Annotated in this window: 13 protein-coding genes and 2 pseudogenes; 7 read left to right on the top strand and 8 right to left on the bottom strand. The window is 61.8% G+C overall.

Annotated elements, in window-relative coordinates:
• Window positions 1-82 precede the first annotated feature (82 nt).
• The 4 genes and pseudogenes from N008_RS00520 to N008_RS22145 form a co-directional block, all read right to left on the bottom strand.
• Window positions 83-751 carry a TetR family transcriptional regulator C-terminal domain-containing protein gene (locus N008_RS00520; RefSeq protein WP_052381034.1) on the bottom strand — a complete coding sequence of 223 codons (669 nt, stop codon included), beginning with the start codon at window positions 749-751 and terminating at the stop codon, window positions 83-85.
• Window positions 752-808: 57 nt separating this feature from the next.
• Complete coding sequence (locus N008_RS00515) at window positions 809-2,116, bottom strand: cryptochrome/photolyase family protein (RefSeq protein ID WP_044012914.1); 1,308 nt, start codon at window positions 2,114-2,116, stop codon at window positions 809-811.
• A gap of 142 nt (window positions 2,117-2,258) precedes the next feature.
• Window positions 2,259-2,971: pseudogene (locus tag N008_RS00510) on the bottom strand (SDR family NAD(P)-dependent oxidoreductase).
• A gap of 126 nt (window positions 2,972-3,097) precedes the next feature.
• Window positions 3,098-3,849 (bottom strand): annotated as a pseudogene (locus tag N008_RS22145) (IS5 family transposase).
• 255 nt (window positions 3,850-4,104) lie between these two features.
• Here N008_RS22145 and N008_RS21140 point away from each other — a divergent pair.
• The 3 genes from N008_RS21140 (at window position 4,105) to N008_RS00490 (ending at window position 9,873) form a co-directional block, all read left to right on the top strand.
• The gene (locus tag N008_RS21140) at window positions 4,105-5,343 is read left to right on the top strand and encodes an OmpA family protein (RefSeq protein WP_197062918.1); all 1,239 of its coding nucleotides are present in this window, start codon (window positions 4,105-4,107) and stop codon (window positions 5,341-5,343) included.
• 154 nt (window positions 5,344-5,497) lie between these two features.
• A complete protein-coding gene (locus N008_RS00495; protein ID WP_044012906.1) occupies window positions 5,498-8,947 on the top strand; it encodes a pyruvate carboxylase in 3,450 nt (1,149 codons plus the stop codon).
• Window positions 8,948-9,138: 191 nt separating this feature from the next.
• Window positions 9,139-9,873 carry a hypothetical protein gene (locus tag N008_RS00490; protein WP_156108942.1) on the top strand — a complete coding sequence of 245 codons (735 nt, stop codon included), beginning with the start codon at window positions 9,139-9,141 and terminating at the stop codon, window positions 9,871-9,873.
• Between the two features lie 77 nt (window positions 9,874-9,950).
• On the opposite strand, the gene N008_RS00485 is transcribed toward N008_RS00490, so the two are convergent.
• A complete protein-coding gene (locus tag N008_RS00485) occupies window positions 9,951-10,400 on the bottom strand; it encodes an META domain-containing protein (RefSeq protein WP_052381032.1) in 450 nt (149 codons plus the stop codon).
• A 162-nt stretch (window positions 10,401-10,562) separates the two neighbouring features.
• On the opposite strand from N008_RS00485, the gene N008_RS00480 reads away from it, so the two are divergent.
• Entirely contained in the window at window positions 10,563-11,903 is a 1,341-nt protein-coding gene (locus N008_RS00480; RefSeq protein ID WP_052381031.1) for a M20/M25/M40 family metallo-hydrolase, read from the top strand.
• Window positions 11,904-12,153: 250 nt separating this feature from the next.
• Here the strand turns inward: N008_RS00480 and N008_RS00475 are convergent, their stop codons facing one another.
• Together N008_RS00475 and N008_RS00470 are read right to left on the bottom strand one after the other, a co-directional pair.
• On the bottom strand, window positions 12,154-13,005 hold the full coding sequence (locus N008_RS00475; RefSeq protein WP_044012900.1) for a transporter: 852 nt from the start codon (window positions 13,003-13,005) through the stop codon (window positions 12,154-12,156).
• A gap of 170 nt (window positions 13,006-13,175) precedes the next feature.
• The gene (locus tag N008_RS00470) at window positions 13,176-14,069 is read right to left on the bottom strand and encodes a DUF5996 family protein (protein ID WP_044012897.1); all 894 of its coding nucleotides are present in this window, start codon (window positions 14,067-14,069) and stop codon (window positions 13,176-13,178) included.
• A gap of 164 nt (window positions 14,070-14,233) precedes the next feature.
• On the opposite strand from N008_RS00470, the gene N008_RS00465 reads away from it, so the two are divergent.
• The gene (locus N008_RS00465; protein ID WP_044012894.1) at window positions 14,234-15,109 is read left to right on the top strand and encodes an alpha/beta hydrolase; all 876 of its coding nucleotides are present in this window, start codon (window positions 14,234-14,236) and stop codon (window positions 15,107-15,109) included.
• A gap of 75 nt (window positions 15,110-15,184) precedes the next feature.
• Here N008_RS00465 and N008_RS00460 read toward each other — a convergent pair whose 3' ends face one another.
• The gene (locus N008_RS00460) at window positions 15,185-15,526 is read right to left on the bottom strand and encodes a hypothetical protein (RefSeq protein WP_044012891.1); all 342 of its coding nucleotides are present in this window, start codon (window positions 15,524-15,526) and stop codon (window positions 15,185-15,187) included.
• A 74-nt stretch (window positions 15,527-15,600) separates the two neighbouring features.
• On the opposite strand from N008_RS00460, the gene N008_RS00455 reads away from it, so the two are divergent.
• Together N008_RS00455 and N008_RS00450 are read left to right on the top strand one after the other, a co-directional pair.
• Window positions 15,601-16,341 carry an electron transfer flavoprotein subunit beta/FixA family protein gene (locus N008_RS00455; protein ID WP_044012888.1) on the top strand — a complete coding sequence of 247 codons (741 nt, stop codon included), beginning with the start codon at window positions 15,601-15,603 and terminating at the stop codon, window positions 16,339-16,341.
• A 126-nt stretch (window positions 16,342-16,467) separates the two neighbouring features.
• Window positions 16,468-17,445, top strand: coding sequence for an electron transfer flavoprotein subunit alpha/FixB family protein (locus N008_RS00450; RefSeq protein ID WP_044012886.1), 978 nt, complete (start codon window positions 16,468-16,470; stop codon window positions 17,443-17,445).
• Window positions 17,446-17,450: the final 5 nt, after the last annotated feature.

Genomic DNA, 17,450 nt, shown 5'->3' with positions numbered 1-17,450 from the left:
CGCCAGTGTGGTATCATCAGTTACTACACTAGCGAGATGCTTCGCTCCGCTCTGCATGACGTTCGGGTGTACGCAAAAATTCTTACCGGCGCACCAGGAACCGCACGAAATCGGCGGCGGAATCCAGGGTGTTGCGGCCGACCAGGTCGAAGCTCAGCGTCACGGCCTTTTCGATAGCGGCGTCGGTGCGCTCGAAGTTTACGGTGTCGTCTTTGGCGAAGAAGCCGAGCACGAACAGCTGCTGCTGCCAGAAGAAGCGCGGGTAGCCGTGCTGCACCAGCTGGCGGCTGGCCACTTCCTCGGTGCGGCGGCCCTCGCGCAACAAGTCTTCCACGAAGGCTTCAAAGTCCTGCCGGAAATCGTCGAGCACGCGGGGCGTGATGCCGGGCATTTTGGAGAGCGAGCGGCGCAGGCTTTGCAGGGCGTAGCTGCGGTTGTGCTTGAGAATCTCGATGAGCGTGTAGTAGTAGCCCAGCAGCTTTTCGCGGGCGCCGTACTGCTCCCACACCGGCTCGCGGGCGGCCGTGGCGCGGGCCTCACGGCCAAAGTTAGCCCAGATTTCCCGGTCGATGGCGTCGAAATTGGCGTAGCTGGCGTAGAATTCCTGCTCGGGCAAACCCAGCTTTTGGGTCAGCTTGAACACCGAAATCGGCGGCTTGCCTTTGCGCAGCACGTAGTCGAGGTAGGCTTGCTTGATGCGTTCTTTGGGCGAGAAAGCCGCTTCGGGAGCTGGCGTGGGTTGCTGTTTCATAGTAGCAGGATAACCGCGTCAGCGGCTTAAAGTTGTGAGAAACCGGGCCGGATTTGGCTAGGCGTGCAGGTCGCGGGAGGCGCGGTAGGCGGCCAGGGCCCGGTCGCGGGTGGCGGGGTGCTCCACCAGGGGTTTGGGGTAGCGCGGCGTGCCGAACTCGGGTACCCACTGCTTCACGTAGGCGTGCTGCTTATCGAACTTGGCCAGCTGCGAATCGGGGCTGAAAATGCGGAACCAGGGCTGCGAATCGGCACCGGTGCCGGCCACCCACTGCCAGTTGCCCACGTTGGAGGCCATTTCGTAATCGAGCAGCTTCTCAGCGAAGTACGCCTCTCCCCATTTCCAGTCGATAAGCAGGTTTTTGATGAGGAAGCTGGCCGTGGCCATCCGCACGCGGTTGTGCATGAAGCCGGTGGCGTTGAGCTGGCGCATGCCCGCGTCGATGAGCGGGTAGCCGGTGCGGCCCTCGCACCAGGCCCGGAACTCGTCCTCGTTGTTGCGCCATTGGATGTCGCGCAGCTTGGGGTCGTAGCTTTCGTGGGCAGTATGCGGGAAGTGCCAGAGCAGCTGCATGAAGAAGTCGCGCCAGATCAGCTCACTCAGCCAGATTTCGGCCTTGGCCTCCAGGGCGCGCTGCACCAGGTGTCGGATGCTCACGGTGCCGAAGCGCAGGTGCAAACCCATCCGGCTGGTAGAGTCGCGGGCGGGCAAGTCGCGGGTGTCGGCGTACTGCTCCAGGGTGCGGGAGGCCAGCCGCCGGCCCGGAATATGTTCGGGGCTGCGCTCAAAGCCCATATCGGCCAGGGTGGGACGGGGGCCGGCCGGCACGCGGGCCAGTCGGTCGAGGTGGTCGGCGGAAGGGTGGGGGCGGTAATCGGCCTCGGTGAGGCGGGCCAGCCAGGCGCGTTTGTAAGGTCCGTAAATCTTGTAGGGCTGGCCGGTTTTGGTCTGGACCTCGTCCTTCTCGAAGATGACCTGATCCTTATAGGTGTGCAGCGGTACGTCGTGCTTTTTTAAAAGCTCGGTCACGGCCGCGTCGCGGGTGGCGGCGTAGGGCTCGTAGTCGTGGTTGGTGTACACGGCGGCTACGTCTAGCTCCTTGAGCAGCTCGGCAAACACCTTTTCCGGCTTGCCGTAGCGCACCAGCATGGTGCCGCCGGCCAACTCGGCTTCTTCCGTCAGCCGCTGCACCTCGTCAAAGATGAACATGACGCGGGCATCCTGGTGGTTTTCCAGCTTATCGAGGATTTCGGAGTCGAAGATGAATAGCGGCACCACCGGCTGCCCGCCCTGCAGCGCGGCGGCCAGCCCGGCATTATCCTGAAAACGCAAGTCGCGCCGGTGCCAGAACAGGGATACTTTCATAATAGAGAAGTGGAAGAGAATGAAACTACCCTGTCATCCTGAGCGGAGCGAAGGACCTTATCACGCGTGAACGAGTCGTTGATGCAACAAACGTTCTGACGTGATAAGGTCCTTCGCTCCGCTCAGGATGACAGACGACTCGCTACTTCAGCCGGCCCATGCCGCCGTCTACGGGCAGGACCTGGCCGGTGATGAAGGAGCCGTGGTCGGAGAGGAGGAAGGAGGCCATGTAGGCCAAGTCTTCGGGCTCCCCGATACGCTGCAGCGGGTGGCGCTTGGCGCTGGCTTCGGCTTTCTCGGGGGTGTTGAGCAGGGCAGCGGCCAAGGGCGTGTTGGTGAGCGACGGGGCCACGGCGTTTACCCGTACGCCACTGGCGGCGTACTCGGCGGCCAGCGCGCGGGTTAGGCCTTCCACGGCGGCTTTAGAGGTGGCAATGCTGGCGTGGAACGCCATGCCCGTATCGGCGGCTACGGTGCTGAACAGCACCACCGAGGCTCCGCCGGCTTCTTCAGCCGCTTCATGCTGGCCTGCAACACCTGCACCGCGCCCAGCACGTTCAGCTCAAAATCACCGCGGAAATCCTCCACCGGAATCCGCTCGAAGGGCCGCAGCTTGATGTTGCCGGGGCAGTACACCACGCCGTGCAGCACCTCGGGCAAGGCATCCAGCGCCGTGCCGAAAGTCTGCGTCACGTCGAGAGGCAGGAAGGTGGTGCTGAGCTCGGCCAGCTCGGCCGACTGGTGGCGGGACGCGGTGTAGAGGTTGGCGCCCAGGCCGTGCAGCAGCCGGGCCGTAGCCAGGCCGATGCCCGAAGAAGCGCCTACAATAAGGATGTTCTTGTCGGAGAATTGCATGAGAGTAGAGTCAGAGGTAGGGAAGTGGGTTCAGAACTGAACGGTTGCGGGAAAGTTTGCTGCCTGCCTACGCGACACCATAAAAGACGGGCGGTGCCTTTGCCACAGATGTATAGCCTAGCTGCATTAGGCTGTGTCTGAAAAGTGATGCTGCAAAATACGGCGGATACAGGCCAGCGAGGCCATGCTGAGGAAATGGGCGTCGTGTTTCTCATAGCGCGTGGCCACGCGGCGATGTTCTTTGAGCGAGCCAAAGAAGCGTTCCACCACATTGCGCCGCGCATAGCGAGTTGGCTCGATTCGGGGTGGCCGTCCTCGCCGCCGACAGCGACGGCCTGCGGCTGGTTGCCGACGTGGAATGACGGCCCGGATGCGACGACGACGGAGCCAGTGGCGAATGTGGACCGCGTCGTAGCCGCGGTCGGCCAGGAGTTGACGTGGGCGTCGACGCACCCGCACCTGTTCACAAAGCGGTTCAAACTGGGGCCCATCATGCCGCTGGCCGGCCGACAGATGCAGGGCCAGCGGCGTACCCGCGCCATCACAGACTACATGCAGCTTGCTGGTCAGCCCGCCGCGGCTGCGCCCGAGGCACTGGGCTTTTTTTTCGTGCCGCCCGCCGCACTTTTGGTGGCCCGCACCGTGGTCGAATCCACCAGCCACGTGTCCAGGTCTAACAAGCCGGCCGCATCCAGGCGCAGGCGTAAGCGGTGCAACACCCGCTCGAAGGTGCCATCAGCGGCCCACCGGCGAAATCGTTCGTACGCCGTTTGCCAGGGGCCGTAGCGTGCTGGTAAATCCCGCCAGGGCGCTCCGGTGCATAGGATCCAGAGTAAGGCATTCCATTGCTGGCGGTCATCGCGCCGGGGGCGCCCCAGACGTTGTGGGGGCAATTCGCTTTCCACCGCGGCCCATTGGGCATCTGTTAACTCATACCGTGCTGCCATACCCTAAGATACATAACACCCCTTTTCAGACACAGCCTAGTAGAATTTAAAGCAGAAATAATTGGCTGATTTTATATAATTGTTTTTATAATAAGTATTACATTTATACGTCGATTTCGCAGATATTTTTACTCTACTCCAATGAAGCCTTTGTTTACGTCCATTCTACTGCTTTTCTGGTCTTTGTTGGCTAGCGCAGCACCCGGCGACCCGCAAGCTCCGGTGGGCATTGTGGGAACAGTACGCTCCGTCGATAACCAAGTACTGGCTAAGGCATCCGTGCTGGTTATCTACGTGCCGACCGGCAAGCGCCACACCACCATAACGGACGCTGCCGGCAATTTTGCTGTGACTGAGCTGGCCGTGGGTGGCCCCTACACGGTGCAGGTCACCCAGCCAAACTACCAGCCTGAAGTGGTGAATGACGTGTTTCTGCTGACTGGCAAAACTGCCAACGGCACGTTCGTGCTTCATCCCGCCGACAAGGTCGTGGCTCCGGCCCGGCGTAAAACGGGGAAAGAAAAGCTGGCTACCGGTGCCGACGCCAATCCGGCCCTGCTGGCCTCCGCCGGCCAGCCGGCCGTAGCCACAGTGCCCACGCGCTACCACCTCACTTACATCCAGCAGTGCCGTATTATTCCGTCGGGAACAGGGCCGGCAATGGCTTCAGCTCAGCCCGTGGCGTCAGGCCAGCCAGTTGGCAACCGACCCGTAGCTGCTGCCGGGCCAGTCCGTATGGCCGCCCCGTCGTCGGCCCCAGCGCCAGCCAAAGCAACGGCCCTTGTGCCTCCTGTAACTGCTAGCACAGCAACAACCGGTGCGGTGGCAGCCACTGCGTCTCCGGCGGCGCGGCCGGCATTTCGGCCGGGTAGCCGCTCAGCCAAAGCCATTGAGGCGCCGGCCATAGGTGGCCACTACGATGCCGGCTCAGGCAACTATATCTACGATACCGGCGCCCCGACCACGCTGCAGCTGGCCGACGGCAAAAAGCTGAGCGGTGTGGGCATCAACTCGATTGAAACCAAACTACACCACTTCCTGGCTGATCCGAAACAGAAGATAGACACCGTGGACCGCACCAAAGGGTGGATGAGCTTCGACCGGGTGTACTTTGATACCGGGAAAGCCACCCTCACCAAAGAATCGATGCAGCAGCTCAAAAACATTGCGCTGCTGCTGCAGAGTTACCCCCAGACCCGCATCAAGCTGGGCGGCTACACAGACAGCGTGGGCTCGTACCAGATGAACCGGCAACTAAGTGAGGCACGGGCCCGCACCGCCTGGGCCGCGCTGGTGGAGCTGGGCGTGAGTCCCTCGCGCCTGGAGGCCCGCGGCTACGGCTCCAACTATCCTGTTGCGTCCAATACCACGCCGGCTGGCCGTGCCATGAACCGCCGCCTGAGTGTACGGGTCATCAATAAGTAGCCACCGCGAATGGTTTATTGAAGGATAAATGCGCTGGTAGCTAGGGTGAAAAAGGAGAGCGGGAAAGTGTTAGCGAATTTTCGCTGGCGCTTTCCCGCTCTTTCTGTAGCTTGCCATCCGCATTCAGTTCTCTCTCTAAACTCCGTTTTCCAAGATGAACATCCGCAAACTGCTGGTCGCCAACCGGGGCGAAATTGCGATTCGCGTGCTGCGCGCCGCCACCGAGCTGGGCATTCAGACCGTGGCCATCTACACCTACGAAGACCGCTACTCGCTGCACCGCTACAAGGCCGATGAAGCCTACCAGGTGGGCCGCGACGACGAGCCGCTTAAGCCGTACCTGGACATCGAAGGCATCATCCGGACGGCCAAGGAAAACGGGGCCAACGCCATCCATCCCGGCTACGGCTTCCTGAGCGAGAATGCCACGCTGGCCCGCCGCTGCGGCGAGGAAGGCCTCATCTTCGTGGGCCCGCGCCCCGAGGTGATGGAAGCCCTCGGCGACAAAGTAGCGGCCAAAAAAGTGGCCGTAGCTTGCCAGGTGCCCATCATTGAGAGCAGCGAGGCCGACCTGGTAGATGCCGAAACGGCCATTGCTGAGGCTCACCGTATCGGCTACCCCGTGATGCTGAAAGCGGCCAGCGGCGGCGGCGGCCGCGGCATGCGCATCATCCGCGACGACGAGCAGATGGAGCGCGGCTTCTTCGAGGCCCGCAACGAAGCCCTCAAGGCCTTCGGCGACGATACCGTGTTTCTGGAGAAGTTCGTGGAGCAGCCCAAGCACATCGAGGTGCAGCTGGTGGCCGACAACTACGGCGGCCTCACGCACCTCTATGAGCGCGACTGCTCGGTGCAGCGCCGCTACCAGAAGGTGGTGGAGGTGGCGCCCTCGCTGAACCTGCCTGACCACATGCGCCACCTGCTCTACGAGTACGCGCTGCGCCTGGGCCGGGCCGTGAACTACAACAACGTGGGCACCGTGGAATTCCTGGTGAATCCCGAGCACGACCGGATTTACTTCATCGAGGTGAACCCGCGCATTCAGGTGGAGCACACGGTCACGGAGATGATTACGGGCATCGACCTGATCAAAACCCAGCTCCACATTGCCGACGGCCGCCGCCTCACCGACCCCGAAATCAACCTGGGGCCCGACGTGAAGCCGCTGAAAATCGGGGTGGCCATCCAGTGCCGCATAACCACCGAAGACCCTACCAACGACTTCAAGCCCGACTACGGCACCATCACGGCCTACCGCTCGGCGGGCGGCTTCGGCATCCGGCTCGACCAGGGCTCGGTGTACACCGGCGTGAAGGTGTCGCCGTTCTTTGATTCCCTGTTGGTGAAGGTGTCGACGCACGCGCCCAGCCTGGCCGATGCGGCCCAGAAGATGGCCCGCACCCTCGACGAGTTTCGGGTGCGGGGCGTGAGCACCAACATTCAGTTTCTGCAGAACATCATCGCCCACCCGGTCTTCATGGCCGGCGAGGCCAACGTGGACTTCATCAAGGACCACCCCGAGCTGTTCAGGTTCAAGACCCGGCAGGACCGCGCCACCAAGGTGCTCAGCTTCCTCGGCGACGTGATAGTGAACGGCAACCCCGACGTGCGCAACCTGCTGGACCCGCGCCGCGAGCTGCGCAAGCCCCGCCTGCCCGAAGCCGACCTGACCGCCACCCCGCCGCCCGGCACCAAGCAGAAGCTCACGGAGCTGGGCCCCGAAGGCTTCGCCCAGTGGCTACGGGCCGACAAGCAGATCCACTACACCGACACCACCCTGCGCGACGCCCACCAGAGCCTGCTGGCCACCCGCATGCGCACTTTCGATATGCTGAAAGTGGCCAGTCGCTACGCCCAACAGCACCCGCAGACGTTTTCGCTGGAGTGCTGGGGCGGGGCCACGTTTGATGTGGCGCTGCGCTTTCTGCACGAAGACCCCTGGGAGCGGCTGGCCAAGCTGCGCGCCGCCGTGCCCAATATTCTGCTCCAGATGCTGATCCGCGGGGCCAACGGCGTGGGCTACAAAGCCTACCCCGACAACCTCACGGAGCGGTTCGTGCAGCAGGCTGCCGAAACCGGCATCGACGTGTTCCGCATCTTCGACTCGCTGAACTGGATGCCGGGCATGGAGGCCTGCATCAACTTCGTGCGCAACAAGACGGACCGGTTGGCCGAAGCCAGCATCTGCTACACCGGCGACATCCTGGACCCCAAACGCAACCAGAAGTACAACCTCGACTACTACCTGCGCCTGGCCCGCCAGATTGAGGACGCCGGGGCGCACATCCTCTGCATCAAGGACATGGCCGGGCTGCTGAAGCCCTACGCCGCCACCGAGCTGATTACGGCCCTGCGCGACACCATCAGCCTGCCCATCCACCTGCACACCCACGACACCAGCAGCCTGCAGCCCGCCACCTACCTCAAAGCGGTGGAAGCCGGCGTGGATGTGATTGACGTGGCGCTGGGCAGCCTCTCGGGCCTCACTTCGCAGCCCAACTTCAACTCGGTGGTGGAAATGCTGCGCGGGCAGGAGCGGCACCGCGAGTACAATCAACAATCCCTCAACGAGTTCAGCAACTACTGGGAAACCGTGCGGGAGCATTACTATCCGTTTGAGTCGGGCCTGAAGGCCGGCACCTCGGAGGTGTTCCAGCACGAAATTCCGGGTGGGCAGTATTCCAACCTGCGCCCGCAGGCGGCTTCCCTGGGCTTGCTGGATAAGTTTGAAACCGTGAAAACCACGTTTGCCGACGTCAACCAGCTGTTCGGCGACATCGTGAAGGTGACGCCCAGCTCGAAGGTGGTCGGCGACATGGCCCTGTTTCTGGTCAGCAACAACCTCACCACCCGCGACGTGCTGGAAAAAGGCGCCACGCTCAACTTCCCCGAGTCGGTGCGGGAGCTGTTCCGCGGCGACATCGGGCAGCCCGAAGGCGGCTGGCCCCGCGACGTGCAGCAGGTGATTCTGAAAGACGAAACGCCCTTCACGGACCGCCCCAACGAGCACCTGGCCCCCATTGACTTCGACGCCGAGTGGCAGAAATTCGAGGAGAAGTTCGGGCAGCGCGGCAAGTTCACGGATGTGCTGTCGTGGCTGCTCTACCCCAAGGTGTTCGAGCAGTACTGGGCGCATCAGCAGGAGTTCGGCGACGTGTCGGTGGTGCCGACGCCGGTGTTCTACTACGGCCTGCAGCCCGGCGACGAAACCATCATCGAAATTGCCCGCGGCAAGAGCATCATCGTAGGTCTGCAGAGCATCGGGCCAGTGAACGAGGAAGGCAACCGCACCATCTTCTTCAACCTCAACGGCCAGACCCGCAACCTGGAAATCCGGGACACTTCGGTGGAAGTGAAGAAAATCCAGAACCCCAAGGCTGACAAAGGCAACCCGCGCCAGGTTGGTGCGCCGCTGCAGGGCTTACTGTCGCGGGTGTTGGTGGAAAGCGGCCAGCAGGTGAAGCGCAACGCGCCGCTGTTCATCATCGAAGCCATGAAGATGGAAACCACCATCACCGCCCCCGACGACACCACAGTGCAGGCCGTAAACCTAACCGAGGGCAGCCTGGTAAACGCCGACGACCTCGTGCTGACGCTGAAATAGCGCAGTTCCCGGGTTGTTGTTCAGGCAGTAGCGCGAAGCCTTTATGGCGCGTTTGCGGCGGCTCGCTGGGGCCGGAGCAAACGGGCCGTAAAGGCTTCATGCTACTGCTGCTATATAACAGCAGGTACTTAAGAAACGGAATCATATAAACCGGTAGCTTAGGGCCGTAAATGATCAACACGTTATCTGATATGAAACCCCGAATTCTCTTTCTTATGCCGGCCCTGCTGTGGGCTGGCGCCGCTGTAGCCCAGGGCGCCACCGAAAAAAACGGCATGGGCACCAAAACCAACCTCGATGCGCTGACCAGCGGCTCGATGGCAGTGGTGCCCAAAGCCGTGGCGGACGGCACCGTGGGCTCGCCCTACGCCGATAAGCGCTGGCTGCTGGCGCAGTTGCGCACCACCAACAACCGTCTTCTGGCTCCGGTGCCGCTGAAGTACGATGTGCTCAACGCCCGCCTGCTGATGAAGCCCGTCGACCGCCCCACCGACTCGCTGCAGCTCAACGACCAGCTGGTGGCGGGCTTTGTGCTGGAAGAGCCTACAGCGGCCGGGCAGCCGGCCCGTCGGCGGCAGTTCCGCCGGTTTGCGGAAGCGCCCCAGGCCGAGCAGCGCCAGAAGTACGTGGAAGTGCTGCACGAAGGCAGCTACACCCTCCTGAAGTGCTACGACAAGGTGTTGCGCAAAGCCCAGCTGGAAGGCGGCTACAGCTCATCTGCTCGTTCCTACGACGAAATTTCCGACAAAAACACCTTCTACCTGACGCGGGCCGGCGGCGTGGCGGCACCCGTTAAGCTCACGCTCAAGGCCATGCAGGCCGCCGCGCCGGAGCTGGCCGCGGCCCTCAAAGCTTCGGCATCCGCGCAGGCAGCCCGCACCGAGACCGACTGGGTGCAGGTGCTGGCTACAGTGGATGCCCGGTAAGCAGTAGCTGCCCGCACTCTGTAAACACAACGGCCGGCTGACGTATGCCAGCCGGCCGTTGTGTTTACAGGCTCTGTTTAGCGCAGATACACCGCGTGCAGCACGGCTGCCGGTGTGGTACCTGCTTCACCGAACAGGCGGAGCGTGTCGCCGCTGATGCGGTAGGTACGGGCGTTTTCGAGGGCGCGCAGGAAGCCGGTTTCGGTGGTGGTGCCTTCCGGGCTGGCGCAGGCCATGCGGGTGGAAAGCAGCGCACCGAACCGCAGCTGGCCATCGGCCGGCAGCTCGTAGGTGCCGCGGAAACGGTTGCAGCTGCCGTTGCCTTCGGCATTGGGGGCATCCTGGCGTAGCAGCACGTAGGGCTCGGCGTTGGTGGGCGGCGGCACGGGCTGGCCGTTCAGCTGGCGCAGCACCCAGCGCGTGTTGCGCAGGGCCGCGTCCGGGGTTGCGGGAGTGGCCTGGCCAGCTGCCGGGATGGCGGCGTCGGTGGCGGGAGCAGTGGTCTGGCAGCTGGCAGTCAGCAACATAGTAGTTGCGAAGAGCAAAGTGTTCCGCATGAGCTTCGGGGAAAATAGAGCAAAACAGATGGGCAAAATTGAGCGGCTGCTCAGGTGAGTTGTACATAAACCATAACAAAAGGGTTATTTTGCGGAATGCGAAAATTCCCTCTCTTCGTTCTGTTCTCCTGTTTGCTTGCTGCCCCCGCTACACTGTATGCCCAGAAAAAAACGGTAACGGTACCCGCATCAGCCGGTGTGTCGGCTGCTACGGTGGAGCGGGTGGTGAAGGCCCTGGCCGCCGACGACATGCAGGGCCGGGCCACCGGTAAGCCCGGCGGGCAGAAGGCCGCTCAGTTTCTGGCCGCTGAGTTTCAGCGCATCGGGCTGGGTATGCTGCCCGGCCTGACCACCTACGAGCAGGTGTTTCCGGCCTACGAGTCGAAGGTGGCCGCCTTGTTCGTGACCCTTAACAACGCACCGGTTCCCAAAGAGAAGGCGCTTCTCGTTTCGGCACAAGCTCACCTCAACTGGACCGATTCCGACGAGCCCGCCACCAAAGTGGTGGTAGTAGGCCCCGACGACAAGGTGCAGCCCTACATGCGCGACATCATGCGCCCCCGCGAAAACCTGGTGGTGGTGCTGCACCCGGTGCACGACGAGGAATTCCGCCGTCTGGCCAGCTACATCACCAACAAAGCGCCGCGCCTCGACAAAGCCGGCAACCCGTATTCCAGCCTGGTGGTGATGCAGGCGCTGCCGGCCGGCGCCACGGTTACCTTCAAAGTAGCGGCCAATACCACCACGCGCACGGTAGAGCTACGCAATATTGTAGGGGTGCTGCCGGGCAGGGATACCGCACGGAGCCGGGAGCAGGTAGTGTTTTCGGCTCACTACGACCATATCGGGATACTGCCGGCGGTGGCCGGCGACTCCATTGCCAACGGCGCCGACGACGATGCCAGCGGCACGGCGGCCGTAGTAGCGCTGGCCGAGCACTTCAAGAAAAAGAACAACAATGCCCGCACGCTGATCTTCGTGGCCTTCACGGCCGAAGAAATAGGCGGTTTTGGCTCCACGTATTTTTCCAAGCAGCTGAGCCCCGACAAGGTGGTGGCCATGTTCAACATCGAAATGATTGGCAAGCCGGCGAAGTTTGGCCCCAACACGGCCTTCATCACGGGCTTCGACAAATCGAACTTTGGCGCTATGCTGCAGGAGAATGTTAAAGGCACGCTATTCCGCTTCGAACCCGACCCTTACCCCGAACAAAACCTGTTCTACCGTTCCGACAATGCCACGCTGGCCCGCCTGGGCGTGCCCGCACACAGTATCAGCACCGACCAGATTCCGACCGACAAACTCTACCATTCTGTGGACGACGAAGTGCAGAGCCTGGACCTGCCTAACATGACGGCTGTAATAACAGGCATAGCCCGTGGGGCAGCCGGCATTATTGCGGGACAGCAAACTCCAACGCGCATTGCACCGGAGGCTCCAAAACCGACCCCGGCTACCGGAGCCGGTAAGTAGCACTCGACATTTTCCCAAGAGCACTTAAGTGTACAAAAAAACACCCCGCAGGCAGTCTGCGGGGTGTTTGCGTTCAGGAACAAGGGGCGGCGGCTGGCGACTAATGTGCAAGGTGTGTAAGCAGCTAAACTACTACCGCTGGCATCAGCAGAAGTCAGTAGTAGATACTCAAATCTAACTGCCAGCTACAGACTGTACAATCACATGATGATGTGATATTGAAAAGGCTGATTGCTGGCAGAAGGCGGCCTTAGCGTGGTAGCCGCACGCTTAGGCCAGCTCCTACGTAGGGGCCAGATGGCGCATAGGTGCTGGTGCCGGGCCCACCGCCCGCTGTCACGTCGAGGCGCAGGCTGGGAGCGGGGCGCCAGTAGAGGCCGCCGGTGAGGCCGGGTTTCCAACTGGCCGTTTTTTGCCAGGTAGTATAGGTTTCGGCAAAGAATCCGAAATGCTCACCTAGTGGGCCGTTAAGCGCCACCGTGCCCAGGTACTGGCCCCGGCTGGTGTCGGCGGCTTTGAAGCCACGCTGCTTAAAGCCAAGGTTGGCTTCCAGGCCGAACCGTTCGCCCAGTTGCTGCGACACCAGCAAGCGGGCCGCAGGCTCGTATACCTTATCGGCGAAGGCGGCGGCCCCGGTACCGGGCAACGTCAGCTCGGCTAGCACCGATACCTGCGAGCGGGTATCTTGGTTGGAGGAGGCCAGCATTTTGGCGCCCACCGTAAGCGGCGCAAAGCCGCCCGGCCGGCCCACTACGGCACCGCTGCCCTCGGTGGCAGGCGCGGGGGCCGGGCCCTTGGGCAGATACTGCTGCTGCACTCTCAGCTCCATCAACCCAAAGAACCCCACGCGCAACAACCCCTGCGAAAAGGAGCGGGGCGTGCCTACGGCTGATTGTAGCTGACCCTGAGTACCCAGCTCAAGCTGCACCTGCCCGGGACGGAGCATGCTAGTGGTTACGGTTTGCCCGGGGCGGTCGGGGCGAATATTCCGGATGAAGGGCGTATCGGCATTGCCGACGCTGGGGTCTATGGTTTGGGCCAGGGTGCAGGCGGGGGCAGCGAGCAGAAGCCCGCCGGCGGTCAGCAGAGTGGTCGTGCGCATACGTGCCCGACACCGGCGGTACGGGGAAAGTTCGTTGCAAATCCATTAACAGCATGGGTTGCTGCAGCTTTCGACGGATAATGCAAGCCAGCCATAGCAGGTTGCCATTCAACTCGCAACAATACTATATAGCTGCGTTGAGCAGGGGGGCAGTTCTGTCAGGCGGCGCGTTACCGTTCCAGTGCCGCCCGGTCCCAGCCGGCCAGGGTGGCCCCGGCGGCGTAGGTGCTGTCGAGGAACTCGCGCAGGGCAGCAGCCGGGTCGGGGGTGGTGCGCACGGCTTCGTAGGGCAGCAGGAATTCGCCCAGCTCTGCACTGTAGAAGGCCGCAGCCGGCTGCACTGGGGCCTCGGCAAAGCCGGCCGGGGCGGGGGCGGTGTAGGCGTAGAAGGCGGCCTCCTGCCCGTTGCCGCCGGGCCAGAAGCCGTGGCTGATGACCTCGTGGGAGTAGGCCTCGCGGGTGATGCCGTCGGCACCGGGGCGGGCCGGGGCCAGGCGGCCGGAAAAGCGCGTCACGGCCAGATCAAACGAGCCCCAGAAGAAATGCATCGGGCTGCACTTGCCGATGAACCCGGCCCGGAACTGCTCCAGCACCGGCGTAATGAGAGTGAGGGCGCGCCAGAACCGCTGCGCCGCCTCCGGGTCGTAGCTGGCGTGCTGCTCGTCCTCAGCAAACGGAATCGGGTTTTCGATTTCCACCGGCACCGGCCAGATGTTTACCTGGATGCCCAGCTCGGCCAGCATCCGCTGCACTTCGTGGTAGAAGGCGGCCACGGAGCGGGGCTGCAGGGCCAGGCGCTGCTCGGCCCCGTCGCTGCACCGGATAATGAGCTGATGGTCGAGGAAGTCGAAATCCATCTGGTAACTGCGGCCTTCGTAGGGCATGGCCGAGGTGGTGAGGCCCCGGGCTGAAACGTAGAGCGGCACGTTCCAGAAGTGGTTGACGAGCGGGGTGGTGGCCAGCCGGATTTTGCCTACTACCTGCGTGTACAGGTGCAGCGTGGCGAGGGTATCGGCCCAGGCGGCCAGGGGCAGGGCGGGCCAGGAAGTAGCGGAAGCAGACATGGTAGATGCGTTGACGGGTGAAACGTGCTGATAAAGACGCAACTTGGGGCCGGCGCGTTGGGGAATGGCCGCTGGTATTGAGGGGCCGCTTGCCTCGGCCAAGCCATCTTCCGCAACGAGCGGCTACTAATCTGCGTCTGTACCCCAGTATCCATTCCTCTCCTATGAAAAACGTCCTACGCCTGCTGCTGCTCCTGCTGTTGCTGGGCCCCGCCGCCCGCGCCGCCACCGTCGATACCGTGGCCATTGCCAGCGCCGCCATGCAGCGCACCTACAAGGCCGCCGTGGCGGTGCCGGCTTCCTACGCCAAAAACAAGAAGGCCCGCTACCCGGTGCTCTACCTGCTGCACGGTGCCTATGGCCACTTTTCGGACTGGAGCAGCAAAACCCCCGACAAAGCCCTCATCCACCGCCTCGCCGACCAGTATAACCTGATCATCGTTATGCCTGAGGGCGAGACGTTCAGCTTCTACCTCGATTCGCCGGTGAACCCCGGCAGCCAGTTCGAAACCTATATTACCAAAGAAGTCATCGGCAAAATCGACCAGACGTACCGCACCGTGGCCCGCAAGGAGGGTCGGGTTATTTCGGGCTTGTCGATGGGCGGGCACGGGGCGCTGTACCTCTCGGGGCGGCACCCGGAGCTGTTTGCCGCGGCCGGCAGCATGAGCGGGGCCTTGGACATGAGCATCACCAACCGCAAACTCAACCCCCAGGAAGCCCAGCAGCGCCAGAGCCTGTTCACCCCCATCCTCGGCCCCGAAACGCCGGCCCCCAGCCCATACAGCGCCAACTCGGTGGTGAACATGGCCGATAAGCTCTACACCAACGGCCTACCCCTCATTATCGACTGCGGTGTGGACGATTTCCTCATCGAAATCAACCGCGAAATGCACCGCCGCCTCGTCTACAACCACACCCCCCACGACTACACCGAGCGGCCCGGCGCCCACACCTGGGAGTACTGGCAAAACGCGCTGCCCTTCCACATGCAGTTCTTCCAGCAGGTGCTGGAAAAGGGCGGGGTAGCCGTGAAGTAGTTGCTCGTTATTGGTTGGTTGTTCGTTTTTCAACAACAACCAATAACGAGCAACGGGAAAAGATCTAACGAGTAACTAGTCTTCGTCCTCGTAATCCAGGCCCAGCAGCTGGTTTAGGGCTTGCTGGATTTCGCTGGCGGCGTGCAGTTGGCCGGCTTTGCGGGCCACGGTGAGGCCTTTGCGGTAAACTTTTTCGGCTTCTTCGGGCTTTTCCAGCTGTTGCAGCATCTTGCCGGCGTGGTAGTACGTACCCACGTAGTCCGGATGCTCGTCGAGTAGTTTCTGGTAGTACGTCATGGCCTTTTCCGGCTCCGTAACGCGGTATTCGGTGGCCAGCGCGTAGATGGTAAACGCGTCGGTGGGATCATCCTGGCAAAAGGCCAGGAGTTGTTGCAGGCGGCTCGGCGCGGTTTCCATGGGGCGGTAGTTTTGAGTATCTTCGCCCCAAATTTGGCACTTTCTCCTAGTATCTTCCATATAAGCAGCCGTAGATGAAGTTTCTCGTTTGCATCAGCAACGTACCCGACACGACCACCAAAATCACGTTTACTCCTGATAACAAGGAGTTTAACAAAGCTGGCGTGCAGTTCGTGATTAATCCGTGGGATGAGTATGCACTCACTCGCGCCATTGAGCTGAAAGAAGCTCAGGGTGCCGGCACGGTCACCGTCCTCAACGTAGGCGAGGCCGACACCGAGCCCAACATCCGCAAGGCCCTGGCCATCGGCGCCGACGACGCCATCCGCGTCAACGCCCACCCGAAGGATGCCTTCTTCGTGGCCCAGCAAATCGCCAGCATCGCCAAAGACGGCGGCTACGACGTGATTCTGATGGGTAAGGAAAGCATCGACTACAACGGCTTCCAAGTGCACGGCATGGTAGGCGAGCTGCTCGGCATCCCGACGGTGGCCCCGGCCATGAAGCTGGATATGAGCGGCAACACCGCCACGCTGGAGCGCGAAATCGAAGGCGGCAAGGAAATCGTGGAGGTGAACACGCCTTTCGTGGCTTCCTGCCAGCAGCCGATGTGCGAGCCCCGCATCCCCAACATGCGCGGCATCATGACGGCCCGCACCAAGCCCCTGAAAGTGGTGGAGCCCACCGCCGACGCGGCCCGCACCGAGGTAGCCGCCTTCGCGCTGCCCCCCCAGAAGCAAGGCGTGAAGCTCATCCCGGCCGAAAGCGCCGGCGAGCTGATCAAACTGCTCCGCAACGAAGCCAAGGTCATCTAAAACATCAATTAATAATTAGTAATTAAGAAGTAGTAATTGGCTGACCATGAGCCGGCGAAAGTCGCTCCGATGGGAAAATCCAATCATTCTTAATTACTAATTCTTAATTACTAATTAAGAAAAGAAATGTCTGTACTAGTAGTTGTTGAATGTGACGGCGGCGAGGTAAAGAAATCCTCGCTGGAAGTAGCTTCCTACGGCAGCCAGGTAGCCCAGATGCTGGGTACCACGGCCACGGCCGTAGCCGTGGGTGAAGCCACCGAAGCCAACCTGGCCAAGCTGGGCGAGCAGGGCATCACCAAGGTGCTGCACGACGCCGAACCCCGCCTCAAGGATTTCGTGAACGGGGCCTACACCAAGCTGATTGCGGCCGCCGCCCAGAAGGAAGACGCCAAAATCATCGTGTTGGCTAACTCCAACATCGGTGCTTCGGTTGGCTCGCGCCTGTCGATTCGGTTGCAGGCTAGCATTGCCACCAACGTGGTAGAGCTGCCCAAAACCGACGGTGGCTCGTTCACGGTGAAGCGCGGGGCCTTCTCGGGCAAAGCCTTTGCTGATGTGAAGCTGGACGGTGACCGGAAAATCATTGCCGTTAAAAAGAACTCCATCGAAGCTCTGCACGAGGCTGGCAAAACCGCTCAGGTGGAGGCCTTCTCGGCTCAGCTGTCGGATGCCGACTTCGCCGATGCTCCTAAGCAAGTAGTGATGCAGGACCAGGCTGGCGGCATTCTGCTGCCCGAGGCTGACCTCGTGGTATCGGGTGGCCGGGGCATGAAAGGCCCCGAGAACTGGAACCTCATCGAGGATCTGGCGAAGGCTCTGGGTGCGGCTACGGCCTGCTCCAAGCCCGTATCGGACGTGGATTGGCGCCCTCACCACGAGCACGTGGGTCAGACCGGCATCACCGTATCGCCGAACCTGTACATTGCCTGCGGTATTTCGGGTGCCATCCAGCACTTGGCCGGCGTGAACTCGAGCAAGGTGATTGTGGTCATCAACAAAGACCCCGAGGCTCCGTTCTTCAAAGCTGCCGACTACGGCATCGTGGGCGACGTGTTTGATGTGCTGCCTAAGCTCACGCAAGCGGTAAAAGAGCTGAACTAATGTGA

The organism is Hymenobacter sp. APR13 (assembly GCF_000737515.1).
GTDB lineage: Bacteria > Bacteroidota > Bacteroidia > Cytophagales > Hymenobacteraceae > Hymenobacter.
Note: the sequence above shows the minus strand (reverse complement) of the source record. Positions and strands in the feature narration are given on the sequence as shown.

Excerpts from the sequence above, each read along its gene's own strand:
- N008_RS00485 (WP_052381032.1), bottom strand. The coding sequence starts at position 10,400 with ATGTTGCTGACTGCCAGCTGCCAGACCACTGCTCCCGCCACCGACGCC.
- N008_RS00515 (WP_044012914.1), bottom strand. The coding sequence starts at position 2,116 with ATGAAAGTATCCCTGTTCTGGCACCGGCGCGACTTGCGTTTTCAGGAT.
- N008_RS00520 (WP_052381034.1), bottom strand. The coding sequence starts at position 751 with ATGAAACAGCAACCCACGCCAGCTCCCGAAGCGGCTTTCTCGCCCAAA.
- N008_RS00450 (WP_044012886.1), top strand. The coding sequence starts at position 16,468 with ATGTCTGTACTAGTAGTTGTTGAATGTGACGGCGGCGAGGTAAAGAAA.
- N008_RS00475 (WP_044012900.1), bottom strand. The coding sequence starts at position 13,005 with ATGCGCACGACCACTCTGCTGACCGCCGGCGGGCTTCTGCTCGCTGCC.
- N008_RS00460 (WP_044012891.1), bottom strand. The coding sequence starts at position 15,526 with ATGGAAACCGCGCCGAGCCGCCTGCAACAACTCCTGGCCTTTTGCCAG.
- N008_RS00490 (WP_156108942.1), top strand. The coding sequence starts at position 9,139 with ATGAAACCCCGAATTCTCTTTCTTATGCCGGCCCTGCTGTGGGCTGGC.
- N008_RS00495 (WP_044012906.1), top strand. The coding sequence starts at position 5,498 with ATGAACATCCGCAAACTGCTGGTCGCCAACCGGGGCGAAATTGCGATT.
- N008_RS00470 (WP_044012897.1), bottom strand. The coding sequence starts at position 14,069 with ATGTCTGCTTCCGCTACTTCCTGGCCCGCCCTGCCCCTGGCCGCCTGG.
- N008_RS00465 (WP_044012894.1), top strand. The coding sequence starts at position 14,234 with ATGAAAAACGTCCTACGCCTGCTGCTGCTCCTGCTGTTGCTGGGCCCC.
- N008_RS00455 (WP_044012888.1), top strand. The coding sequence starts at position 15,601 with ATGAAGTTTCTCGTTTGCATCAGCAACGTACCCGACACGACCACCAAA.